The organism is Bradyrhizobium sp. 33ap4, assembly GCF_032654765.1.
Classification (GTDB): domain Bacteria; phylum Pseudomonadota; class Alphaproteobacteria; order Rhizobiales; family Xanthobacteraceae; genus Bradyrhizobium; species Bradyrhizobium australafricanum.
Genome location: NZ_JAUMTJ010000040.1, coordinates 1 through 24,996, shown reverse-complemented (window position 1 = coordinate 24,996; position 24,996 = coordinate 1). Strand labels below are relative to the sequence as shown.

General features: G+C 65.0%; 18 protein-coding genes. 9 read left to right on the top strand and 9 right to left on the bottom strand.

The window, feature by feature from the left end; translation table 11 throughout:
• Positions 1-3: 3 nt before the first annotated feature.
• Positions 4-1,545: an ABC transporter substrate-binding protein gene (locus tag Q2M23_RS27850; RefSeq protein WP_316397708.1), complete on the bottom strand. Its 1,542-nt coding sequence runs from the start codon at positions 1,543-1,545 to the stop codon at positions 4-6.
• Positions 1,546-1,662: 117 nt separating this feature from the next.
• Positions 1,663-2,895, bottom strand: coding sequence for a CaiB/BaiF CoA transferase family protein (locus tag Q2M23_RS27845; protein ID WP_168857905.1), 1,233 nt, complete (start codon positions 2,893-2,895; stop codon positions 1,663-1,665).
• Positions 2,896-3,048: 153 nt separating this feature from the next.
• Between Q2M23_RS27845 and glgA the strand changes: the two genes are divergently transcribed.
• Positions 3,049-4,476 carry a glycogen synthase GlgA gene (gene glgA, locus Q2M23_RS27840; protein WP_057017576.1) on the top strand — a complete coding sequence of 476 codons (1,428 nt, stop codon included), beginning with the start codon at positions 3,049-3,051 and terminating at the stop codon, positions 4,474-4,476.
• Between the two features lie 180 nt (positions 4,477-4,656).
• On the top strand, positions 4,657-5,715 hold the full coding sequence (locus Q2M23_RS27835; protein WP_316397707.1) for a class I SAM-dependent methyltransferase: 1,059 nt from the start codon (positions 4,657-4,659) through the stop codon (positions 5,713-5,715).
• 112 nt (positions 5,716-5,827) lie between these two features.
• Here the strand turns inward: Q2M23_RS27835 and Q2M23_RS27830 are convergent, their stop codons facing one another.
• The 5 genes from Q2M23_RS27830 to Q2M23_RS27810 form a co-directional block, all read right to left on the bottom strand.
• Positions 5,828-7,459: a L,D-transpeptidase gene (locus Q2M23_RS27830; protein ID WP_316397706.1), complete on the bottom strand. Its 1,632-nt coding sequence runs from the start codon at positions 7,457-7,459 to the stop codon at positions 5,828-5,830.
• Positions 7,460-7,722: 263 nt separating this feature from the next.
• On the bottom strand, positions 7,723-8,961 hold the full coding sequence (locus Q2M23_RS27825; protein WP_076827037.1) for an MFS transporter: 1,239 nt from the start codon (positions 8,959-8,961) through the stop codon (positions 7,723-7,725).
• Between the two features lie 88 nt (positions 8,962-9,049).
• Entirely contained in the window at positions 9,050-9,592 is a 543-nt protein-coding gene (locus Q2M23_RS27820; protein WP_076827039.1) for a PRC-barrel domain-containing protein, read from the bottom strand.
• Positions 9,593-9,652: 60 nt separating this feature from the next.
• Positions 9,653-11,854, bottom strand: coding sequence for an amylo-alpha-1,6-glucosidase (locus Q2M23_RS27815; RefSeq protein ID WP_316397705.1), 2,202 nt, complete (start codon positions 11,852-11,854; stop codon positions 9,653-9,655).
• Positions 11,855-11,938: 84 nt separating this feature from the next.
• Complete coding sequence (locus Q2M23_RS27810) at positions 11,939-13,702, bottom strand: ABC transporter ATP-binding protein (protein ID WP_076827043.1); 1,764 nt, start codon at positions 13,700-13,702, stop codon at positions 11,939-11,941.
• A gap of 313 nt (positions 13,703-14,015) precedes the next feature.
• Between Q2M23_RS27810 and Q2M23_RS27805 the strand changes: the two genes are divergently transcribed.
• From Q2M23_RS27805 to Q2M23_RS27780, 6 genes are all read left to right on the top strand, one after another.
• Positions 14,016-15,083 carry a glycosyltransferase family 4 protein gene (locus tag Q2M23_RS27805; RefSeq protein WP_057017535.1) on the top strand — a complete coding sequence of 356 codons (1,068 nt, stop codon included), beginning with the start codon at positions 14,016-14,018 and terminating at the stop codon, positions 15,081-15,083.
• A gap of 302 nt (positions 15,084-15,385) precedes the next feature.
• Positions 15,386-16,639 (top strand): ABC transporter substrate-binding protein, encoded by a 1,254-nt coding sequence (locus Q2M23_RS27800; RefSeq protein ID WP_057017536.1) that lies wholly within the window; start codon positions 15,386-15,388, stop codon positions 16,637-16,639.
• A 16-nt stretch (positions 16,640-16,655) separates the two neighbouring features.
• Positions 16,656-17,525 carry a branched-chain amino acid ABC transporter permease gene (locus tag Q2M23_RS27795; RefSeq protein WP_028334343.1) on the top strand — a complete coding sequence of 290 codons (870 nt, stop codon included), beginning with the start codon at positions 16,656-16,658 and terminating at the stop codon, positions 17,523-17,525.
• Positions 17,525-18,511, top strand: coding sequence for a branched-chain amino acid ABC transporter permease (locus tag Q2M23_RS27790; RefSeq protein WP_316397704.1), 987 nt, complete (start codon positions 17,525-17,527; stop codon positions 18,509-18,511). Before Q2M23_RS27795 ends, Q2M23_RS27790 begins: the two co-directional genes overlap by 1 nt.
• A gap of 10 nt (positions 18,512-18,521) precedes the next feature.
• The gene (locus Q2M23_RS27785; protein WP_316397703.1) at positions 18,522-19,271 is read left to right on the top strand and encodes an ABC transporter ATP-binding protein; all 750 of its coding nucleotides are present in this window, start codon (positions 18,522-18,524) and stop codon (positions 19,269-19,271) included.
• Positions 19,264-19,968, top strand: coding sequence for an ABC transporter ATP-binding protein (locus Q2M23_RS27780; RefSeq protein ID WP_206601509.1), 705 nt, complete (start codon positions 19,264-19,266; stop codon positions 19,966-19,968). The genes Q2M23_RS27785 and Q2M23_RS27780 overlap by 8 nt, the downstream gene beginning before the upstream one ends.
• Positions 19,969-20,088: 120 nt before the next feature.
• Here the strand turns inward: Q2M23_RS27780 and Q2M23_RS27775 are convergent, their stop codons facing one another.
• Positions 20,089-22,032: an alkyl/aryl-sulfatase gene (locus Q2M23_RS27775; protein WP_316397702.1), complete on the bottom strand. Its 1,944-nt coding sequence runs from the start codon at positions 22,030-22,032 to the stop codon at positions 20,089-20,091.
• A 49-nt stretch (positions 22,033-22,081) separates the two neighbouring features.
• Positions 22,082-23,902 (bottom strand): NAD(P)/FAD-dependent oxidoreductase, encoded by a 1,821-nt coding sequence (locus Q2M23_RS27770; protein WP_316397701.1) that lies wholly within the window; start codon positions 23,900-23,902, stop codon positions 22,082-22,084.
• 123 nt (positions 23,903-24,025) lie between these two features.
• Between Q2M23_RS27770 and Q2M23_RS27765 the strand changes: the two genes are divergently transcribed.
• The gene (locus Q2M23_RS27765; RefSeq protein WP_076827055.1) at positions 24,026-24,814 is read left to right on the top strand and encodes an IclR family transcriptional regulator; all 789 of its coding nucleotides are present in this window, start codon (positions 24,026-24,028) and stop codon (positions 24,812-24,814) included.
• Positions 24,815-24,996: the final 182 nt, after the last annotated feature.

The following is a 24,996-nucleotide window of genomic DNA, read 5'->3' as shown; positions in this document are numbered from 1 at the left end:
AGGCTATTCCTTCCAGGCGTCGGAGACGTCGAGCACCCCGTTGAACATCTTCGGCACGCCCTTCACCTTCGCGCTCGAGATTGCGTAGTAGGTGTTCTGGAAAGTCCAGAACCAGATTGCTTCCTTGTTGATCAGGCGGCTGATCGCGCAATAGTCCTCGGTGCGCTGGGCGACGTCGGCCGTGGTCCGCGCATGCTCCAGCAACCGGTCCAGCTCTGGATTGGAGTAGTTCGCGAGCGCCACCGGGCTGCCGGTGTGGAAATTGGCGTACATCTGCGGATCGGGATCGGCGAGATCGACGATGCGCCACGGCGTGAGCTGGAACTGGCGCATGAAGGCGCGCGGCGGAATGGTTGCCTGATCGACCTGCTCGATCTCCATGTTGGCGCCGATGCGCTTCCAGAATTGCTGCAGCACCTGGCCGCCGGTGCGGCCGCGCGGCGTCGCCGTGACCAGCATCTTGAATTCGACCGGCTTGCCGTAATCCTTGATCAACGCCTTGGCCTTTTCGACATCGTAGGGCAGCGCGCCGTCATCCTTGCACTTCACCCAGGACCCGTCGCCGTAGGGATTGCTGGCCGGTCGCGCCAGACCATTGGTAATCGCCTGCGACATCTTCGTGCGGTCGAGCGCCATCACCAGCGCCTGACGCACGCGCACGTCGTCGAACGGCGGGACCTTGGTGTTGAAGGCAGCGACTGCAGCCCCCGAGCCTTCATAGGTATGCACGGTCAGGCTCGTGTCCTTGCGCGCCCTGATGATGTTGTCGGCATCGGCTTCGTCGTCCCAGATGATGTCGGCCTCGCCCGATTGCAGCGAGGCAAAGCGCGACTGTGCATCCGGCAAGGGCTTCAGGACGATGCGGTCGAGATACGGCTTGCCCTTGTTCCAGTAGTCCGGGTTCTTCTCGAGCACCATGCGGTCGCCGGCGGTCCAGGACTTCAGGATGTAGGGACCGGTGCCGACCGGGCTGCGGTTGTAGTCGTCGCCCTTGGTCTTCCATGCGGTCGGCGACTGCATGACGTTGTTGGAGCTTTGAATGGTCTGCGTCGCCGGGAAGTTCACGGCCGGGTCGCTGAAATTATAGACCACCGTCAGGTCGTCGACCGGGTTCACGCTGATGATGTTCGTGATGTAGAAGGCGCAACGGCATTTGTTGGCGGGATCCTTCTGGCGGTCGAAATTCTCCTTCACCGCCTGCGCGTTGAATGGCGTGCCGTCATGGAATTTGACGCCTGGCCGCAGCTTGATGGTCCAGGTCTTGAAGTCTTCCGAATGCTCCCATGACAGCGCGAGCTTCGGCTTCACCTCGCCCTTGTCGTCGAGTGTGGTCAGCGTGTCGAAGATTGCGGCCGCCGCGGTATTGGCTGAGGTGTCGTAGACGCCGACCTTGAGCGGGTCGAAGCCGGGAATGTCGAGTTCCTGGCCAACGTTGAGCGTGCCGCCCAGCTTCTGCGCATTGGCCGATGCAGCGAATGCCGCGGCACTGAATCCCGCCACAAGAAATATGCGCGCAACGGCGTGCGCGCGCCCGACCAGCTTCATCAATGCTCCCTCCCAGGTGGGCGACGTCCGGTGTTCCGGATCGTCGTCTGTTGGGCGGCAGATTGTCCGGAATCGCCGCGCGCGACAAGACCGTAATGCGGATGAAAAGCCGCAGGCTTAATGACGCGCCGTCTTTGCCGGTTGCGCTGCGAAGCCTGCGATCTGATCCTCGGAGAGCCCGATCTCCTTCAGATAGGACAGCGTGTGCTCGCCGAGCGTCGACATCCGCTTGCGCGCACCGACCGCAGCGCCAGACATGCGGAACGGCAGATTGAGCACCTTGAAGCTGCCGCCGCCGTCCGCAACCTCGGCCAGCGCGCCGCGATGGGCGATTTGCGGATCGGCGAGTGCCTCGCGCACGGTGCGATAGGCCGATGACGGCACGCCATACTCGTTGAGCGCGGCAAGGCAGGCCTGCGTGCTGACCGAGCGCGACCACGCCTCCACGCCCTCCATCAGGCCCGCCCAGTTCTCCCGCCGATCGGCATATTTGGCGAAGCGCGGATCGGAAACCCAATCGGGACGACCGATCACCTGCATCAGGTTCTGGAACGTCTTCTCGCTGGCGATCGCCACCATCACGTAGCCGTCGGTGGTCTCGATCGGGCCGAACATCGGGCGCTGGGTTTGCTTCACCTCGAATTGCGACCATTGCAACTCGTTCAGGGTCAGGCTCAGCATCGATTCCAGCATCGAGACGTCGATGTGCTGGCCCTTGCCGCTGGCGGCGCGCTGGTAGAGCGCCGCCGAGATCGCACCGAAGGCGTAGACGCCGGTCAGCACATCGGCGTGGTAGATGCCGCAATAGTCCGGCCGGCTGCGGCCCGGTTGGTAGGCGAGATGCGCCATCTCGTAGCCCGAGGCGGCATGGATCACCGGCGCATAGGCCGGCAATTCCGCCGACGGGCCGGTCTGGCCGTAGCCGGAGATCGAGCAAAAGATCAGCTTCGGATTGATGTCGCGGATAGAGGCATAGTCGAGCTTCAGCCGCCGCATCACGCCGGGACGGAAATTCTCCACCAGCACGTCGGCGGTGGCGATCAGCCGGCGCACGGCTTCGACGCCGGCCGGCGACTTCAGGTCGAGCACCAGGCTGTTCTTGCCTATATTGAGCTGGCCGAACGCCGTCGAGCAATTGTTGCGCACCGGCGGCCGCGTCCGCATCGTCTCGCCCTCGGCGGGCTCGATCTTGATCACCTCCGCGCCCATGTCGGCGAGCATCCGCGTGCAATGAGGTCCGGCGATCGTGGTCGAAAAATCGAGCACGCGAAGGCCGTCGAAGCTCCGTGTCAAATTCCCCTCATCGTCAGCGGCTATGGTCGTCGGCAAGGCTTCCTCCACCTTCGTCATTGGTTGTTCGGCGTCGCGTGACCCTAAAGTGAGCCGCCCTGGCAGGAAAGCGTCTCGTCCAGACCGGGAGCGCGGGCCGTCTTGCATTTTACTCAAAGGCAGATTGGACCCGATCTTGCATAGCCATGTCACGGGCTGGAACGAGGGCGCTTGTTGAAGGTCTTATTCGTCACGACGGAGATGGACGATTTCGTCCGCGTGGGCGGGCTCGCCGCCGTTTCCGCCGCCCTTCCACGGGCGCTCCGCCCGTGGAGCGACGTCAGGATCATGCTTCCCGGCTACCGGGATGTGGTCGAACAGTTCACGCATATTGAAATCGTTGGGCAATGCCGAGCGCTCGCCGAGATGCCGGCCTGCACGCTCGGGCTTGCGTCGACCAGGGACGGACTTCCGGTCTATGTGCTGCTGTGCCCGCAACTCTACGAGAGGCCGGGCAATCCCTATGGCGATGAGTCCGGCCGCGACTGGCCCGACAACGACATCCGCTTCGGCCGCTTTGCCTCCGCCGCTGCCGAACTTGCAGCCGGGATGCTGGACAAGAATTGGGCAGCGGACCTCGTACACGCCAACGATTGGCAGGCGGCGCTCACACCGGCCTACCTCGCCTGGCGCAACGCGCGGATTCCGTCGATCCTCACCATCCACAATCTCGCCTATCAGGGCCTGTTTCCGAAGGACTCGCTGCGGCGGATCGGCGCACCGGAAAGCTCATTCCACATCGACGGGCTGGAGTTCTACGACAAGCTCTCCTTCCTCAAGGGCGGCCTCGTCTACGCCTCGCATCTGACTACGGTCAGCGCGACCTACGCCAGGGAGATCACAACCGCGGAGCTCGGCTGCGGTCTGGAAGGCCTGCTCCGCGTGCGCTCCGACGCCGACCAGCTGACCGGCATCCTGAACGGCATCGACGAGAGTTGGGATCCGCGCCATTGCGCGCAGCTCGCACAGCCGTTCGGCTCCGGCGACTGGAAGGGCAAGCAGGCCAACGCCGACTATGTCCGCCGCCAGTTCGGCCTCGCGGTCTCGCGCGGGCCGATCTTTGGCCTCGTCGCCCGCCTCGTGCATCAGAAAGGCGTCGACCTCGTGCTGTCGGCCGCCGACGAGATCGTCAGGGACGGCGGACAGATCGTCGTCACCGGCAGCGGCGAGCCGGCCATCGAGGATGCGCTGGTGGCCGCGCATCGCCGCCGGCCCGATGCGATCGGCGTGATCATCGGCTTCAACGATGGGCAGGCGCGCCGAATCTTCGCCGGCAGCGATTTCACCCTGATGCCGTCGCGCTTCGAGCCCTGCGGCCTCAGCCAGATGTATGCGCAGCGCTTCGGCTCGCTGCCGATCGGCCACCAGACCGGCGGGCTTGCGGAAACCATCGCCGACGGCGAGACCGGCTTCCTGTTCGCGCAGCCGTCGGCGGAATCCTTCCTCGGCGGCGTCAGGCGCGCCTTCGACGCCTACCGCGCCAAGGACCGGCTCAACGCCATGCGCTCCAGCGCGATGGCCAAGTCCTACAGCTGGGACCTGTCGGCCGCCTGCTACGGAGCGCTGTACAAAAGGCTGATCATGCCGCGCGTGATGGCGTAGGCGGCTCGCCTCGCGGGCTTGTGAAGCCGGGCGGCTGTGGGATCCCACCGGCCCGGTAACAATCGGGTCATTGCACCGAACCTTTCAGGCAATCACGTCGCCACACGGCTGGACGACGACGCATGCGTGAAATTGCGAATGATGACTTTTGGCCAAACGCGATTGCGATGGAGGAACATCATGGACGTCAACGAAGAGCGCCTCAATTCATTCATGGGAAAGATGATCGGCGATGTCGGCGCGGCGATGAATGCCTCGTTGATGCTGCTGGGCGACAAGCTCGGGCTGTACAGGGCCCTCGCGCAGGGCGGGCCGATGAATGCCGCGGCCTTGGCCAAGTCAACGGGAACGGCCGAGCGCTACATCCAGGAGTGGCTGTCGGCGCAGGCGGCCTCCGGCTACATCGAGTACGACAAAGCATCCGGAAAATTCTCGATGCTGCCCGAGCAGGCGCTCGCGCTGGCCGACGAGGACAGCCCGGTCTTCCTCGGCGCCGTCGGAAGCCTGGTCGGCGCGACCTTTCTCGATGAGCCAAAAATTACCGACGCCTTCAAGACCGGCAAAGGCGTCGGCTGGAACAGGCGCAGCGAGTGCCTGTTCTGCGGCACCGCCCGCTTCTTCCGCACCAGCTACAAGCACTATCTGGTGCAGGAATGGCTGCCGGCGCTCGAGGGCGTCGTCGACAAGCTGAAGAAAGGCGCCGTCGTCGCCGACGTCGGCTGCGGGCACGGCGTCTCGACGCGATTGATGGCGGAGGCGTTTCCAAAATCAACCTTCTACGGCTTCGATTATCACGAGGGCTCGATCGAGGCGGCGCGGAAGTCCGCGCGGGAGGCGGGATTGTCGGACCGCGTTCATTTCGAAACGCACTCGGCCAAGACATTCCCGGCCAAGGGCTATGACCTGGTGTGCTTCTTCGACTGCCTGCACGACATGGGCGATCCGGTCGGCGCCCTCAAGCATACCCGCTCCACCCTCGCCGACGACGGCACCTGCATGCTGATCGAGCCGTTCGCCAACGACCGGCTGGAGGACAACCTCAATCCGATCGGGCGCGTCTACTACGCCGCCTCGACGATGATCTGCACGCCGGCGTCGCTGGACCAGGAGGTCGGGCTCGCGCTCGGCGCGCAGGCCGGAGAGGCAAGACTGCGCGAAGTGGCGCGTCAGGGCGGCTTCTCGCGGTTCCGCCGCGCCGCGGAAACGCCGTTCAACCTGATCCTGGAAGCTCGCCCGTAAGGACGGGCCACCGCGCAATGCGATTGGGCGGCGACATCACGCCGCCGCCCAACGCTGCAATGCTGATCTCACGCCCCGGCCGCTCGTTGCGGCCTGCGTCCTCGACGCCCCGCTACCAGTCCTGTTGCGATTGCCAGAAGTACTGGCCGCCGCGCCGGCGCGGATTGGCCGCTTGCGGATTACCGTAAATCTGGGGATTACCGTACTGGGGATTGCTGTATTGGGGACTGCCATACGGAGTACCGTATTGGGTGCCCGATTGGGGATTCCAGCTGCGCTGATAGAAGAAGCCGAAACCGTCGTCGTCTCTGCTCGCAACCATGTCGTCGGTCATCATGGGCCGGGTCGGCTTGCGCGTGATGAAACCGCCCTGAGGCTGGTTGCTCAGAACGGCGACGAATTCGGTGCGATAGTTGGTCTCGGCGCTCAATGGCTCGTCCGAGATGATGATCGAAGAGCGCGCAACGGCGGTCGGCGCGATGCGATCCAGCACATCCTGCGGGATGGTGATGCGGTCGAGCGCGTTCCTGGCGCTGTCGCCGTCGTCGATCGACACCTCGGTCCAGCGCAGGCCGCCCGCGTCGTTGCGTGCCATCGCCGTGTAGATGTGCGTGCCGATCGGTTTGTCCGGATCGCGGATGGTTACGGGAACCTCGATGCTCGAGTCGAACACTTCGCCGCCATCAGCCCACGGCTTGTGGGTGTTGCGCCGAACGTAAAGCTTCTGCGTCGCGCGGCTGATGTAGACGGACACCGGCTCCAGCGCGAGCTTCGCCTCGGTCGCCGCCTTCTGGGTATCGGCTTTCCTGGTCTCGGCCGCCTTGGTGGCGTCCTTGGCGGCGGCTGCGGCGTCGAGCTTCGGCTTGGCGTCGCCCTGGGCGGCCTCGAACTGCGTGGTCGCTTCCGCGGCCTTGGCCACCGCCTTCTGCTTCAGATCCTCGGCGCGCGCCTTGGCCTGGTCGGTCTTGGCCGCGGCGAGCGTCTTGTCGGCCAACGCAACCGCAGCATCGGCACGGGTCTTGATCTGTTGCAATTTGCGCAGCGACGCCGGTGTGAACAGTGCGGCCTCCTTGGTCGCGGCTATCGAAGCCTTCTTCGCCTCGTCGGCTGCCTTGGCGGCATCCGCGGCCTCGCGGCCGAGCTTCTCGGCGCGCGCCGGAGCTGCCGCAATGGCTTGCGCGTTCGGCACGAACAGCGCCGGATGGGTGAAATCGACCGGGGCCGGGTCGTTCGGCGCGATGATCACCCGCATCCCGATCCGGGTCTTGTCGAACAGCTTCTCGGCAAAATCGTAGGGCATCCGGACGCAGCCGTGCGAGGCCGCATATCCCGGCAGCGGCCCGCCATGCAGCGCGATGCCGTTCCAGGTGATGCGCTGCATGTTGGGCATCCAGGCATCGTCATAGAGGGTCGAGTGGTGGTCCTTGTCCTTCTCGATCAGCGCAAAGACGCCGGCCGGCGTCTCGCGTCCCTTGACGCCGCTCGAGACCGGCGCCCGGTAGATCCAGCCCTCGGCGTCGTAGAGCGTCACCTTCTGGGCCTTGATCGACACGATCGCCATGATCGGCTCGCCAGCGGTGCGCGGCGCGGTCGCCTCGACGGCTGCCGCGGGACGCTGCTCTTTCGCCGCGACGCCACCGGTCAGTGACGCAAGTGTGACCATCGCTGCGAAAGTCACAAAGGCGGGTTGGCCCCAACGCCGCATCGCTCCGGTGGTTTGCGCCGTCGTCGTTCGATGTACCATGCCGCTCCTCGGTCGAAATGCCTGCCCGCGCTCCGTCAACCCCGTACCAGACCGCGATTTTGGATTGATTAATCGCCGCCACGGTCCAACGCGCGAACTCGCTCCTGGGGACCATCGGACTCGTTCCAGCAGCAAATCACTTATGTATTCACTCATATATGACGGCACATGCAGGAGAAAGGGTGCCGCGCAGCAAAACCGACCGGTAGCCGTATCCCAGTCTGGTCGGTGGCGGCCAATGGTGCCGCGGTTGCGCCCTGCCATCATGCCGTCCGCCGCGTCTCCGGCATCACCAGCCAGATCACGAACAGCCCGAATGCGGCGATCCCGGCGAGGCCCATGAAGGCCGTGCTGCTGCCGAGCTTGTCGCTGACATAGCCGGCCAGCACCGTGCTGAGCGACGCGCCAATGCCGACCGCGGTGCCGACAATGCCCTGCGCCAGATTGAAATGGCCGCTGCCGAAGGCGATGTCGGCCACGATCAGCGGCACCATCACGCTGAAGATCGCCGCGGTGATGCCGTCGAAAATCTGCACGATGACCAGCAGGTAGGGATCGCGCACGGTTGCAAACAAAAGGCCGCGGACCGCCAGCGCGACGAATGCGATCAGGAGCAGCGGCCGCCGGCCCCGGATCTGGGCTATGCGGCCGACCGAGGGCGAGGACAAAGCGACGATCGCCTGCGGCACAATGATGCAGGCCGCGATCAGGACCGGCGCCCATTGGCTCGACCGTGTCGTCACCACGCCCGCCATCAAGGGCAGCATCGCGGCATTGGCGAGCTGGAACAGCATCATCGCGCCGGCAAAGATCAGGAGCGGCCGCTGCCGCACCAGCGCGAACACGCTGGTGGCGCGCTTGTCGGGGACTTCCCGTTTCACCTCGCCATGGGCCTGCGCGATGTCGATCTCGCGCTCGCGGATCCGGGCCAGCGACAACAGCGTCGGGATCGCCAGGATGAAGGTGACGAGGAACACCGAGCGGCTCGACAGCAGATAACCGCAGGCGCCCATCAGTGCCGCGGCCGAGCCGCTGCCGAGCGAGGCAAAGCGCGCGTTGCGGCCGAGCCGCTCGCCGATCGCAAGCGGCCCGACCAGACCGAGGCTGATCGCGGCGATCGCTGGACCGAGCACGCAGCTTGCTAGCGCGTGCAGCGTCGCGGCGAGCGTCACCACGGGAAAGATCGGCCAGAGCGCATAGGCCAGCGCGCTGGCGCCGATCGCGGCCACCGCGCAGCCCGCAACGACCCGCTCCGAGCGCGCCGCATCGACGATCGCTCCGCCGGGCATCTGGCCCAATAGGCCGATGATGCCGCCGATCGAGAGCACGAAGCCGATCTCGACCTGGGTCCATTTCTGCGTCGTCAGATAGACCGCGACGAACGGGCCGAAGCCGGTCTGCACGTCGGCCAGAAAGAAGATGAACCAGTCGAGCCCGCGCTGGCTTTCCCGCGACGGCCCGCGCGGTTCCTCCGGGGTGGGCTGATCGGGGACAATTGACACAACGCTGGTGCTGCCGGCTGATCGCTCGCCACGATCGTCGCCAACCGTCTCTAAAGAAGAGTTCGGACGCGCGACCAGCTCTACCCCCCTAATGTTCGTAATCCCATGGATGCAGGCTTCCCGCCGCGCCCAGCACGATCAGCGGCGTATCTTCCTTGTACTCGGGCGCAGCGCTCACCTGCTGCTTGTTGAGGTCCAGCGTGATGCTGTCGCTCTTGCTGGAAACACCGGCGAAACGCAGCGCGTTCCAATCGACCACGATCTTGCGGCTGCCGACGCCGAGGAAGCCGCCGAAATCGATCACTGCGGCGCGGACCTTGCCGTCGCGGTCGACAATGACGTCGACGATACGGCCCATGTTCTCATTGGCGGAACTGCGAACGTCGCGCCCGAGAATGCCGTGCGCATCGCGCGCGCCGATCACGGTCACCGACGGCGGCGGCGACGGTTCCTTGGACGATTCCTTGGACGATTCCTTTGAGGGCTCCTTCGCCTGCTCCTTCGGCATCGCAGAGGCTGCTGGCGGCGCCTGGGCTGCCGGCGGCGATGGTGCAGGCGCCGGCGCTTCGTCGTCGGCGGCCCGGACACCCGCGCATGCCAGCAGCGCCGCTGCGACCAGCATCATCATCATCCTCGGACGCATGTTACTCTCCCCGCGATTTCCCGGCGCGCGCATGCCGCGCGACGACGCTCAATGCGTCAGCACGATAGACACCTGGATCTGGCCGCGCGTTCGCAACACTTCGAGCGACACCTCGTCGTCATGGCGGCGCAGCCTCAGATCGACACTGGAAGCGCCGAGCCTGAGGTCGCGCAGCACCACGTCGTTGAGGAACTCCGGCAGCCGCGGATCGCGCAAGCGAATCTCGCCGCGCGCGGTGTCGAACTCGAGGCCGAGCGCCGCCTCCAGCAGCGTGAACGGCGTCGCGCTCGCCCAGGCCTGCGGTGCACAGGCCACGGGATAGAGCACCGGGCCGCGCCGGCGCTCGCGGCGGAAGCCGCAGAACAATTCCGGCAGCCGCCGCAGTTCCATATAGCTCGCGGCGTCGAACAGGCCCTTGAACAGATGCGCGACCGAATGCTTGAGGCCGTAGCGGGCAAATCCGAGCGCGATCAGCGCATTGTCATGCGGCCAGATCGAGCCGTCGTGATAGGACATCGGGTTGTAGCGCACTTCGCCCGCGGCGACGGTGCGGATGCCCCAGCCCGAAAAGAACTTCTGGCTCATCAGGTCGGCGGCGACCCGTCGCGCGCGGTCTTCCCGCACCATGCCGGAAAACAATGTCTGGCCGGCATTCGACGTGCGCACCTTGCACGGCTGCTTGGCGCCGTCGAGCGCGACCGCATAGGTGCCGAGCTCCTCGCACCAAAATGCTTCCTCGAACCGCTCGCGCAGCCGCTCGACCTCGGCTTCCAGCTTCGCAGCCTTGTCGGCAAAGCCGAGCTTGCGCGCCGCGCGCGCGGCAAGCTGCTTGCCGGCAAATACGTAGCCCTGCACTTCCGCGAGCGCGATATTGCCCTCGGCAAGCGTTCCGTCGGCGTGGAAGATGGCGTCGAACGAATCCTTCCAGCCTTGATTGCGCAGCCCCTCCTCGGTGGCGCGCTGATATTCGACGAAGCCGTCACCGTCGGGATCGCCCGGGCCGTCGATCCATTGCAAGCCGGCCTCGACCGCGGGCCACAGCTCGCGCAGCGTCTCCAAATCGCCGGTGCGCTCCAGATAGAGCCCGGCGAGCAGCACGAACAGCGGAGTCGAATCGACGCTGCCATAATAATGCGCGAACGGCACCTCACGAAGCGCGGCCATCTCGCCGCCGCGCATCTCGTGCAGGATCTTGCCTGGCGCGGCATCGGCCAGCGGATCGACCGCCTTGGCCTGGAACAGCGCGAGCCGCTTCAGCACGCCCTTGGCGATCCGTGGATCGACCCACAGCATCTGCAACGCGGTGATCAGTCCGTCTCGGCCAAACGTCGTCGAATACCAGGGAATGCCGGCATAGGGGTAACGGCCCTGCGGCGTCTCCGTCATCAGCATGTTGAGGTCGGCCATCGCCTGGCACAGCACCTCGTTGAAGATGTTGTTCGAGGTTTCGATGCTGGCTGCGCCGGCCGACGAGGTCCGCATCTCGCGGCGGTGCGCCAGCAGCCCGCGGAAGAACGGCACCGGCTTCTGCATGATCGGCTTGTTGCAGGAGACCGCGACGAACAGCGACGTGACCTGCCCGGGCTCGAGATCGAAATGATAGGTCGCCGCGTTGACCGACAGCCGCGTCGGCCGCGGATCGAAATGCAGCGCGGTGATTCGCGTCTGCTCGTCGAGGCCGCAATATTCCAGCACCACGTCGGTCGGGCCGAGCAGCTTGCTCGAACCGATGCCCCGCCGCGCCCGGCGCTCGCCGCGCACCTCGAACAGATCGGCAAAGTCATTGTCGAACAGCAGCGTGAGATCGAAGCTCGCGGCATGATCGCCGTGATTCTGCAGGCCGATGCGCTGATAGGCCGTGCCGCGCCACAGAAAGATCGAGCGCACGATATGCAGCGTGTCCTTCGGCAGCGTGAGGCGGTCGTCGCGATAGACGTCGGAATTGGTAAGGTCGACCGTCAGCGCCGAATTGTCGTCGCGCATGTTGGAGCCGAGCAGGAGCGGCTGCACGTCCTCCAGCACCATTTCCAGCCGCGCCAGGTAGCGGGTGTCGGCGTTGAACAGGCCGTCCGGCCCGCCGGCCGAGGCGCCGATGTCGCCATGGCTGTCGAGCACGATGAAGGTGTCGTCATGCTTGAGCGAGCGCCGCGGCCGCGCCGCGGGCCCGGTCATCGGAATGTAGAACGGCGATTCGGCGACGTGCTCCGTGATGCGAGCGGTGATGATCTGCGTAACGACGTCAGCTGCCATCTGAACCTCTGGCGACTTTGCTTGGCCCGTATCCTGGTTCGAACGAACGCACCGGAACGCACAAACGCACTTGACGACGCGGGGTCAGGCCGCGCTGGTGGAAAGGCGGCCCATTTCACGCGCGACCAGGTCGCGGTAGGGGCCCCTTCCCTTCACGAGGATATCGGGCGGACCGTCCTCGACGATCCGGCCGCCCTGCAGCACAAGCACGCGGTCGAAGCTGCGCAGCGTCGCGAGGCGGTGCGCGATCGCGACCACGGTACGCCCGCGCATCAGCCGCGACAACGCCTCGCGGATCGCCTCCTCGGAATCGGCATCGAGCGCCGCGGTGGCCTCGTCGAGCAGCAGGATCGGCGCATCCTTCAGGAAGGCGCGCGCGATCGCGATGCGCTGGCGCTGGCCGCCGGAGACCTTGACGCCGCGATCGCCGACGATGGTGTTCATGCCCTCGGGCAAAGTTTCGATGAAGTCGCAGCGCGCCGCGATCGCCGCCCGCAGCACCTCGTCGTCGGTGGCGTCCGGCCGGCCGTAGCGGATGTTCTCCAGGATCGAACGGTGGAACAGCGAGATATCCTGCGGCACCACCGAGATTGCGGCGCGCAGGCTTTGCTGCGTGACGCGCGAGATGTCCTGGCCGTCGACGGTGATGTTGCCCTGCTCGACGTCGTAGAAGCGCTGCAGAAGGGTAAACAGTGTTGACTTGCCTCCGCCGGAGTGGCCGACCAGGCCGACCCGCTGGCCGGGCTGGATGCGCAGGCTGAAGCGCTCGAACACCTGCAGGCCGCCGGGATAGCGGAACGAGACATTGTTGAAGGCGATTGCCGCGCCGCTCTTCACCAGCGCCTCGGCCTCCGGATGGTCCTTCAGCTCGTGCGGCTGCAGCAGCGTCGCCAGCGCCTCAGTCAGCCGCGCGACATGCTGGGTGACGTCGACCAGCGCGACCGCGAGATCGCGGGTGGCGCTGAGGATCGAGATGCCGAGCGTGCAGACCAGCACGACATCGCCGGTGGTCGCCGCGCCCTGCTGCCAGAGACTGAGCGCCCAGGCCAGCATCGCGATGGTCAGGATGACGGTCACGCCGGCGTGAATGAGACGAAGCTTCTCAAGGTAGCGCAGGGAACGGCCGCGCGCGACGAGTTCCCGATTGACGGTCGCATCGAAGCGTTCGTGCTCATAGCCGAGGCCGCAGAACGCGCGTACCAGCGGCAGGTTGTTGATGACGTCGACCATTTCGCCGTCCACGGCGGCCGCCCTGTTGGCGAAATCGTCATGCAGCGGCCGGCCGGCGGCGGCGATGCGGAACATGGCCACCACCATGGTTCCGGCGATCAGGATCAGCACTGCTGACATTGTCACGCTGACTGTTCCAACCAGGGCGATCGCCGCGAAGGTCGCGATGCAGGGCGGCAACACGTTCCATACGAACATATTCTCGACGGTGAACACCGCGTTCGAGGTCGCCGTGATCCGGCTGGTCAGCATGCCCGGCAGCCGGTCCGTGAAATAGCTCGGCGCGTGGCCGGTGAGATGGCGGAACATGTCGCGGCGAAGATCGCCGGTGACGCTGACAAAGGTGTAGCTCGCGGTCCAGCTCGCGATCCGCCACAGGAAGTTGTCGGCTGCAATCAGTGACATGAGCAGAGCGAATGCCAGCCATACGCCGTTCGCGGCCGACGGCCCTGCCGACAGCGCATCGACCAGATTCTTCACGCCGTATTGCGTGCCTACCGAGCAGGCAACCGCCGCAACAACGGCTGACAAAATCACAACATGCGACGGCAGACGCCGGCGCAGATAGCGCAACACAAAGGGAAACGGACGATGCGCGTATCCTGACAGATGGTCCATGACGTCCTGCAAAGCTGTTGAAGGTGAACGAGAAAATTCTAGTCGAAGCTCTCGCGCACGATGACGTGAAGGGCGGCGGTGGGATTCCTTGATGCAGCCATCACTGCGCAACAATTTTGCAACGCTGGCATAGGCAAAACCGTGTTGGAGCGTGATGGCATCAGCAAGACCACAGTGTGATGGAAGAAAGAAGCGGCAGATCTCCCACATCTAAGGAACCTCGCACGTGCGAAAACGTTCCCGTCTTTGGCATGTCGGTGCCATCTGAGGGCTGAGGGTAGTTCATTCCACATTACAAACAGGAGACGGAGAGATGCGCATCGCGCAGGTTGCCCCGCTGACGGAGGCTGTTCCCCCCAAGCTCTACGGCGGCACCGAACGGGTCGTGCACTGGCTGACCGAAGAACTTGTAACACTTGGACATGACGTGACGTTGTTCGCCAGTGGCGATTCTCAAACCTCCGCGAAGCTCGATGCGACCTGGCCGAAGGCACTGCGGCTCGACGGCTCGGTCCGCGATCCCAATGCGCTCCACATGGTGATGCTGGAACGCGTGCGGCAGAAGGCCGACGACGAGGAGTTCGACTTCCTGCACTGCCATCTCGACTATTATCCGTGGTCGCTGTTCGCGCGGCAGCCGACGCCGTTCGTCACCACCTTGCACGGACGGCTCGACCTGCCGGAGCATCAGCCGGTCTTCAACACCTTCTCGAAGATTCCGGTGATCTCGATCTCCAACGCGCAGCGGCGGCCGGTGCCGCAGGCGCATTGGGTGCGCACCATCCATCACGGCCTACCGGAGAATCTGCTGACGCCGCAACCGGCGAAGCCGTCCTATCTCGCGGTACTCGGGCGCATCGCGCCGGAGAAAGGCGTCGATCGCGCGATCAAGATCGCAACCCGCTGCGGCATTCCGCTGAGGATCGCGGCCAAGGTCGATCGTGCCGACCAGGAATATTACGATGAGTTGATCAAGCCGCTGATCACCAGCAACCCGTTGGTCGAGTTCATCGGCGAAATCAGCGACCGCGAGAAGCCGGATTTTCTCAGCGGCGCGATCGGGCTCCTGGTTCCGATCGACTGGCCGGAGCCGTTCGGCCTCGTGATGATCGAAGCGATGGCCTGCGGCACGCCCGTCATCGCCTATAACCGCGGCTCGGTGCCGGAGATCATCGAGGATGGCCTGACCGGCTTCATCGTCGAGGACGAGATCAGTGCAATCTCCTCCGTCGGCCGCCTAGGAACGCTCAATCGCGACGCGATCCGCAAGCAGTTCGAGACCCGCTTCACCGCGCGGCGCATGGCGCTCGACTATCTCGCCGCCTTCCGCGGCCTGATGGAAGCCGAGCCGCGCTTCAAGCTGGTGGCCAGCGCAGAGTAGCAGTTGCAGCGGCCGATCGAATGATCCGGCGGGCCGGCCGGCACCATCCGTGCCGGTCCGTCGGGTCGTTCGATTGTCAATAATACCGTCGTGCGCGGCGGCAACTCTCACGCAGCAAAACACTCCGCATGCGCGCGTCGCACGATTGCTGCGACGCACCAGCGATGACAGGTTTCCCCATCAGTTCGGCTGATATCGCCTTTGCGAATGCCGAATTACGTGCTCTTATGCGCCGCGCTTGAGCAAAAAATAATAAGCGAGCGGACGGAGCAACCGTGCCGTGATCGCGCAGGGGGAACGCCATGACAGGGGACCGCAAGCCGTCGGCCATTAATAATGCCGCACCGACCAGAGCCTCACAAAACAAGCTGAACCGCCGCAAATTCCTCGCCAAGACCGGCGGCGTGCTGGCGGCAGGCGCGTTCGGCGCCGTTCCGCTGCGCGGCTGGGCGGCCGATCCGATCAACATCGGCGCGCTCTATCCGACCACCGGCAGCATGGCGCAGATCGGCGTCGGCTGCGTGGCTGCGGCCAAGCTCGCGGTCGACATGGTCAACGAGGCCGGCGGCATCAAGTCGCTCGGCGGCGCCAAGCTCAACCTCATCGTCTCGGACGTGCAGAGCGACACCACGGTGACGCGCACCGAGACCGACCGCCTGATCACGGGCAACAAGCTGTCGGCGATCCACGGCTGCTATGCCAGCGCGCTGACCTTGATCGCGAGCGAAGTCTGCGAACGGGCGAAGGTCCCGATCATCACCGGATCGAGCTCCGATCAGCTCAACAAGGGACGCACCTACACCTTCACGCCGTTCGCGCGCGCTTCGCAGTTTGCCAAGGCGCAGCTGCAGATGGCCAAGCTGGTCAGCGAGCAGGCCAAGGTCGCCGTCATTTTCGAGAACACCGCGTTCGGCACCTCGACCTCGAACGGGCTGAAGGAGCTGGCGCCGGGCGAAGGCGTCGAGATCGTGATGTTCGAGCCCTACTCGGCCGGCTTCACCGATGCGAGCCCGCTGATCAACAAGGTCAAGGCCTCCGGCGCCAACACGCTGTTCTCACTGTCCTATCTCAACGACCTCATCCTGATCGTGCGCACCGTGAAGCAGGTCGGGCTCAACATCGCGATCAACGGCGGCTCCGGCGGCTTCGTGATGCCGGACTTCTACAAGAATGTCGGCAATGCCGCCGAGGGCCTGCAGGGCGTTGCGCACTGGAACCACGACGTCAGCGACGACGCGCAGAAGGTGAATGCCGAATTCAAGAAGCGCACCGGCGAGTTCGCGTTCGAATATGCCGGCGGCCTGGTCGCGCAGACCTTCATGCTGGCCGACGCGCTGGAGCGCGCCGCCTCCGCCGATCCCAAGAAGGTGCGCGAGGCGCTCTCGACGCTCGATGTTTCCTCGGGCTTTGCTGCGATGGCGCCGGGCGGCAAGGTGAAGTTCGGGCCGGACGGCAAGAACGTCTACGGCCGCCCGGTCGGCGTGCAGTGGCAAAACACCGATCTCGTCAGCGTCTTCCCGAAGGAAGACGCCCGCGCCCCGCTGATGAAGACCTGAACCGCGGTCGCATCGCATGTGGGAGACACTGGCCCAGGCCGTGATCAACGGCCTGCTCATCGGCGGCATCTACGCGCTTGTCAGCATCGGCGTCACGCTGATCTTCGGCGTGGTCAAGATCGTCAACTTCGCCCAGGGCGAGTTCGTGATGATCGGGATGTATATCTCGTTCTTCCTCGCCACCCAGTTCGGCATCGATCCACTGGTCTCGCTCGTGGTCTCGATGCCGGTGCTGTTCCTCGCCGGCGTCCTGATCCAGCATTTCCTGATCCGCAGGGTGCTGGGGCCGAACGACATGCCGCAGATCTTCCTGACCTTCGCGCTGTCGCTGTTGCTGCTCAATCTCTCGCTGATGTTGTTCAGCGCCAATTACCGCACAGTCCACACGTCCTATTCGGATGCGGCGTGGCATATCGGCGGGCTGTACATCCCGGTGGCGAAACTGATCGCCTTCGCGGTCGCGATGGCGCTGAGCGGGCTGCTGTGGGTATTCCTGCACACCACCGATCTCGGCCGCGCGATGCGCGCCGCATCGCAGAACCGCGACGTCGCGATGCTGATGGGGATCAATCCGAACCGCGTGTTCGCGGTCGCGTTCGGCACCGCGCTGGCGCTCGCGGGCGCCGCCGGCTCGCTGCTGATGCCGTTCTATTCAGCCTATCCATTCGTCGGCCAGGTGTTCGTGCTGATGGCGTTCGTCGCGGTCGTGATGGGCACGCTCGGCAATGTGATGGGCGCGCTGATCGCAAGCCTGATGATGGGCGTCGCGGAATCGCTCGGCATCCAGTTCGTCGGCGCCGATTCCGGCTTGATCGTGGTGTTCGCGCTGCTGCTGCTGACGCTCGCGTTCAGGCCGAGCGGGCTCGGCGCCAGGAGGGGCCGGTGATGCAGACGTCCAGCAACTTCAAATGGCTGTGGCTCGCGATCGGGGCGGTCGTCATGCTCGCCTTGCCCCAGTTCGTCACCTCATCGTTCGCGATCGACATCTTCATCCGCATCCTGCTGTTCTCCTTCATCGGCGTCGCCTGGAACCTGATGGGCGGCTACGCCAAGCAGCTGTCGCTCGGCCACGCCGCCTATTTCGGGCTCGGCGCCTACACCTCCACCATCATGCAGGTGAACTACGGCATCTCGCCCTGGATCGGGATGATCGCGGGCGGCGTGGTCGCGATGCTCGCAAGCCTGCCGATCGGCTGGCTCTGCTTCCGCCTGCGCGGTCCCTATTTCACCATCGCCACCATCGCGACCGCCCAGGTGCTGATGCTGATCTTCCTCAAGTTCCGCGACTTCGCCTGGGGCGCCGAAGGCACCACGATCCCGAACCTCGGCAGTGCGCCGTTGATGATGCAGTTCGAGGAAAAGTCGTCGTACTATTACGTCGTGCTCGGCCTGCTCGTGGTCGGGCTGTGGATCACCCACAGAATCGAGAAATCCTGGATCGGCTACTATCTCGTCGCGATCGGCGAGGATGAGGACGCCGCCGAGGCGGTCGGTGTCAACGCGCCGAAGGTCAAGCGCGACATCTACATGATCAGCGCGTTCCTGACCGCGCTCGCCGGCACCTTCTACACGCAATACATCTACTTCATCGATCCCGCGACCGCGTTCAGCTTCAACGTCTCGATCGAGGCGGCGCTGGTGTCGATCGTCGGCGGCATCGGCACGCTGTGGGGACCGGTGATCGGCACCGTGCTGCTGGAGACCACGTCGGCGCTGCTGCAAAGCTGGCTCGGCAGCTCGGTCGGCGGCATCCAGCTCACGGTCTACAGCCTGATCCTGATGGCTGTCATCCTGTGGCGGCCGACCGGACTGATCGGGTTCGCGACCGACATCTATCACCGCACCGCCCGGCGCAAGCCGGCGCGCGCCTGAGGTCGTCGCGATGGCAGAAGCACTCGTCATCAAGGGTCTCAGCAAGCGCTTTGGCGGCCTGCGCGCCGTGCAGGACGTCAGCTTCACGGTGCAGGAGAACGAGACGGTCGCGCTCATCGGGCCGAACGGCGCCGGCAAGACCACGAGCTTTCATTTGATCACGGGATTTCATCGGCCGGATTCCGGCTCGGTGCTCGCCTTCGGTCACGAGATCGTGGGGCTCAAGCCGCATGATGTCTGCTCGCTGGGCCTTGCCCGCACCTTCCAGGTGGCAAAGCCGTTCGGCGCGATGACCGTGCTCGCCAATGTGATGACCGGCGCGTTCCTGCGCGACCGGCATATCGCGGCCGCGCGCAACAAGGCGCTCGAGGCGATCGAGTTCGTCGGCCTCTCCGTCAAAGAGCAGACCCCGGCCAAGGACCTCACCACCATCGACCAGCGCCGGCTGGAAATGGCCCGCGCGCTGGCAACGCAGCCAAAGATCCTGCTGCTCGACGAGGTGATGGCCGGACTCAACCCGGCCGAGATCGACCAGGCGGTGGCGCTGGTGAAGAAGCTCTCCGCCAGCGGCCTCACCATCGTGATCGTCGAGCATGTGATGCGCGCGATCATGGCGGTGGCTCGCCACATCGTGGTGCTCGACCACGGCCAGAAGATCGCCGAGGGCGCGCCGAAGGAGATCGTGGAGAATCCGGAAGTGATCCGCGCCTATCTCGGCTCCTATGTGCATCCGCCGGCGCAGGGAGACGCCCATGCTTGAGCTCTCGCGCGTCAGCGCCAGCTACGGCTCGGTCCCTGCCATCACCGATGTCAGCATCTCCATTGGCGAGGGCGAAGCCGTCGGCCTGTTAGGTGCCAACGGTGCCGGCAAGAGCACGACGCTGCGCGCCGTCTCCGGCCTCGTCAAGCTGTTCGGCGGCAAGGTCACGTTCGACGGCGTCGACCTCGCCACGCTGCCGCCCTACCGGATCCCCGAGCTCGGCATCGCGCATGTGCCGGAAGGCCGCCAGGTGTTCCCGGAAATGACGGTGCAGGAGAATCTCGAGATCGGCGCCTACACGCCGAAGGCCAAGGCGGATCGCGCGCGCACGATGGAGCTCGTTTACAGTATCTTCCCGCGGCTCGCCGACCGCAGGAGACAGTTCGCCGGCACCATGAGCGGCGGCGAGCAGCAGATGCTCGCGGTCGGCCGCGGCCTGATGCTGAAGCCGCGCCTGTTGATGCTGGACGAGCCCTCGCTGGGCCTCGCGCCTGTGATGACCGACGTCACCTTCGAGAAGATCGGCGAGATCCACAAGATGGGCACCGCGATCCTGCTGGTCGAGCAGAATGTCAGCCGCGCGCTGTCGCTGGTGCAGCGGGCCTACGTGCTGGAAAGCGGCAATGTGATCATGCAAGGCAGCAGCGCCGAGCTCGCGGGCAACAAGCAGGTGCAGGCGGCGTATCTCGGGATTTGAGATACTTGCCAACTCAGTGCGTAAGTTAAGTGCCACGTCATTCCGGGATGGTCCGAAGGACCAGACCCGGAATCTCGAGATTCCGGGTTCGATGCTTCGCATCGCCCCGGAATGACTTCGTCACGTCACCGCCGTCCGCTTCGGCTCGACGATCTCGAACATCCGCGGGAATTCGTCCATCAGCGCCATCAATTCATCGAGCCGCTGCAGCTCGCCGGATGTCTTGATCCTGCCGGCATCGACGGCGTCCGGGAAAGTGGTCAGCTTGGCGATGACCTCGTCCAGCACGCTGCGCGCCAGCGTGAAGCTCGCCTGCGCATCGGCCGCCTGCGCACCCCTAACGTAGGTCAGGGCTGAATTCTCGAGATTGAGCACGAAGGTCTCGCCGGTATCGGTAAAGCTCCAGTTCAGCACGATGCGCTTGCCTTCGGCCTTGGGGCCGTTGAGGCGGATGCCGAGCACGTCCCAAAGCTGCTCGGTGCGCAGCGCAGCCAGCGTCTCGCGCGGCATCGGCGAGCGCGGCGGCGTCTTCGGCATGCCCTGCCGCAGCTCCTGCGCACCGAACAGATAGGCGTTGCGCCAGGTCGAGCTTTCCGCGGCATAGCCGAGCTGCTCGAACGTGTCGGCGAGGAGCGAGCGCGCGGCCTGATTATCAGGCTCGGCGAACACGAGATGGCTGACGGCCTGCGCCACGAAACGGAATTCGCCCTTGGCAAAATCCGCCGCGGCGCGTTTCAGGATCGCGTCGGCGCCGCCCATATACTCCACATATTTCTTGCCGGCCTCGACCGGCGGCAGCGGATCGAGGTTGACCGGATTGGCATCGTACCAGCCGAGATATTTCTGGTAGATCGCCTTCACATTGTGCCTGATGTGGCCGTAATAGCCGCGGCCGTGCCAGGCGCCCTCCAGGCTCTGCGGCAGGCGGATCGTCTCGGCGATCTCGGCTGCATTGAGCCCATGGTTCATCAGACGGATGGTCTGGTCGTGAGCGTATTTGTAGAGGTCGCGCTGCTCGCGGATCATGCTGTCGATCCGCGCCTGCCCCCACACCGGCCAGTGGTGCTGGCCGCACATCGCTTCCGCCTTGCCGCCCCACATCTGCAACGCCTCGCCGAGATATTTCGACCAGGCCAGCGCATCGCGCACATCCGCGCCGCGGAACGGCAGCAGATTGTGGAAATTGTGCGTGCAGTTCTCCGCAAGATTCAGGAGCTTGTAGCGCGGGATAAAGAAATGCATCTCCGCCGGCGCCTCGCTGTTCGGCGCCATCTGGAATTCGAACTCGACGCCGTCGATCACGCGCTTGTCGCCGGTCGCGATGATCAAATCGGTCGGCCGCAGCAGCGCCACGCCGCCCGCCGCCATAGTCTTGCCGAGGCCGCAGTCGACATGGCCGCGCACGCCCTTGGCGAGGAACGGCCCGAACTGGTATTGCGCACGGCGCAGCATCGCCGGCCCCGCGATGATGTTCTCGGAGACCGCATGCTCCATGAAGAGGTTCGGCGCGATGATCGGCACGCCCGCCGCCAACATAGCGTCGTCGAGCACACCGCGGGCGCCGCCCCAATGGTCGGTGTGGGTGTGGGTGAAGATGACGGCGGCGACCGGCCGCTTGCCGCGGTGCCGGAAGTACAATTCCATCGCGGCGCGCGCGCCCTCGATCGAGGTCAGCGTGTCGACCACGATGACGCCCGTGTCACCCTCGATCAGGGTCATGTTGGCGATGTCGAGGCCACGCACCTGGTAGACACCCGGCACCACCTCGAACAGGCCGTGATGCATGTTGAGCCGCGACTGCCGCCACAGGCTCGGATCGACGGTCGCGGGCGCTTTCTCCTCGGACAGGAATCCGTAGGGCTCGAGACTCCAGACCACCCTGCCCTGGGCCGAGGTGACGCGTGCGTTCTCGATGGTGCCGAGAAAGCCGCGCGCGGCGTCGTCGAAGTCCCTAGTGTCGGCGAACGGCAGCGCCTTCAGCGTCGCCGCGCGCTGCGCGATGACCGGCGCGGATGCCGCCTTCGGACTTTCGTGCGACGTTTCGCTTGCGGTTGTCTGGGCCATACTCAAGCACTCCCTCGATTGGCGGAAATCGGTTCCGATCGCGCTTCCCTCAGCGGAATTGCACGCCCTCGAACTGGCCGCTACGGCGCCAGCCGTCGATATATTTGAAGTAGGCCAGCGCGCCCGAGGGATGGCCGACACTGAGCTTGGCCGCGGGACCGGGCTCACGGCCCTCATTGTTGTAGTAACCGGGCGTGCAATCCGGCCCGCCGATCATCCGGCCGACGCCAGTCAGCAGCAGTTCGACCCAGCGATCCTCGGCTTCCTTGCTGACCTCGATTTCCATGAAGCCGTTGTCCTGCGCGTGGCCGACCATCAGCGCGATGGTGCGCGCCGCTTCGGTCAGATTGTGTGGCACGTTGGAGATCAGATTGGCGCCCTGGGTCGGCTGCACGAAGAACACGTTGGGGAAGCCGTGCACGTGGATGCCGTGCTTGGTACGCATGCCCTCGGCCCAGTGCTCCGATAGCTTGATGCCGTCGCGGCCGGTCAGATCGAAGCCCGCGCGCCGCTTGTACTCGGTACCGACCTCAAAGCCGGACGCATAGATGATGCAGTCGAGCTGATACTCCTTGCCCGCAACGACGATTCCGTTCTCGATGATCTCCTTGACGCCCTTGCCGTCGGTATCGACCAGATGGGTGCCCGGCGTATTGAACGCCTGCAGATAGGCGTCGTGGAAGCATGGCCGCTTGCAGAGCTGGCCGTACCAGGCCTTGAGATTCCTGGCAGTGTCGGCATCGCGGACGATGGTGTCGACCCGGTTGCGGATTTCCTCCATCTTCTCGAAGTCAGAATCCTCGAACGCGGCCCGCATGTTCTCCACGCTTCGCTGCTCGCGCGGCAGCAGCATGATCTTGGCGCGGATCCGCTTCGACAGGTCGGTCCAGCCGTCCTGCACCAGATCCTCCTCGGCCGATCCGCCGGCCTGGTTGGCGGTGAAATTCTCCAGCCAGCGCTGTTGCCAGCCCGGCGTCGCGATCTCGGCAAACCAGTCGGGATCGATCGGCTCGTTGCCGCGCACATCGACCGACGATGGCGTACGCTGGAATACGTAGAGCTCCTTGCAGGCGCGCGCGAGGTGCGGAATGCATTGCACCGAGGTCGCGCCGGTGCCGATGATGCCGACGCGCTTGTCGGCCAGCTTCTCCATCAGCGCGCCCTTGGGGTCACCGCCGGTGTAGTCGTAATCCCAGCGGCTGGTGTGGAACGAGTGGCCCTTGAAGCGCTCGATGCCGGGTATGCCGGGCAGTTTCGGCACGTGCAGCGGGCCTGTGCCGATGCCGACATATTGCGCGGTAAACGCGTCGCCCCGCGTGGTGCGGATGATCCAGCGCGATTGCGCGGCGTCCCAATCGAGGCTCGTGACCTCGGTGTGGAACAGCGCGTTGTCGTAGAGACTGAATTGCCGGCCGATCCGCTGGCAATGCGCGAGGATCTCGGGCGCATGCGCGTATTTCTCGGACGGCATGTGGCCGGTCTCTTCCAGCAGCGGCATGTAGACCATCGACGCCGTATCGCATTGCGCGCCGGGATATCGGTTCCAGTACCAGGTGCCGCCGAAATCGCCGCCCTTCTCGACAATGCGGACGTCCTTGATCCCGGCCTCGGTCAGCCGCGCCGCGGTGGCGAGCCCGGCGAAGCCGCCGCCGATAAAGGCGAAGGTGACGTGATCGGTCTTCGGCGCGCGCTCAACGACCGGCGTGTAGGGATCGTCGAGATAATGCGCGAGCTGGCCCTTGATCTGGAGATACTGGTCATTGCCGTCGGGACGCAGCCGCTTGTTGCGCTCCTCCTGATACTTCAGGCGCAGCCTCTCCTTGTCGATCGCGGCGGGCTTTGCGTCTCGGGCTTGCTCGGTCATCGTCATCGGGAGTCGCCTCGCTCCAGCGGTTCCTTGTCCTTATTCCCGGCAGATAAACCGATATCGACACGATTTGCAAATTTATTCCGATATATTGACAAATCAGGCCATCTGCGACCAATATTCCGTATGATAGCATCTTCCCCTGCCGAGACTCAGGCGGACCCGTCCTTTGCGACCACCCTGGCGCATGGGCTCGATGTACTGGCGGCGTTTCGCCGTCATCCCGGCTCGCTGTCGAACGCCGAACTCGCGTTGCATACCGGCCTGTCGCGGCCGACGGTGTCGCGGCTGACCTACACGCTCGAGCAGCTCGGCTATCTCAGGCGCGACACCAAGGGCCGCTTCGTGCTCGGGCTGGGCGCGCTCGCCGCCGCCTATCCTGTGTTGTCCGCGCTGAAGGTGCGCCAGCTGGCACGTCCGCTGATGCGCGACTTCGCGACCTATGCCGGCGGCACGGTGTCGATCGCGATGCCGTTCGGGATCGACTTCATCTATGTCGAGACGTTGCGCACGATGGATACCGCGCCGCACGTGCCCGACGTCGGCTTTGTCAGCACGCTGGCGCCGACCGCGGTCGGGCACGCACTGCTGTCGCTGTTCACCGAGGACGAACTCGGCGCCTATGTCGCGCGCGTCAAGGCCGAGCGCCCCGACGAATTCGATTACGTGCAGAAGCGCACCTTGCCCGACATCGAATTGTGCCGCGAGCGCGGCTTTGCCGTCTCGCTCGGCGAATGGCGGCGCGAGATCTTCGGCGTCGCCGCCCCGCTCTATCGGACGCCGACCGGCGAATGCCTGTCGGTCAATTGCGGCGTCCCCTCCTTCCGCTTCAGCGCCGAGCAGATCGAGCGCGAATGCGGTCCGCGCATCCTCGGACTCGCCCGCAGCATCCGCGCGCTGGTGGAGGAAGGTTAGGCGGCGCGCTGGTGGCACGGGCTGCCTGCCATCGCGCCACGCGACGGCCGCCGCTTCACCTCGCCCCCGCGTGCGCAGGGGTGTCCGGGGAAATTCAGGCATAGTGGAGCTCCATCTGGTCAGGTGAGATGGTTGATTTCCGACGGCTGGGGTTGATGGGCGGAGGTTTGTCGATGGCAGCG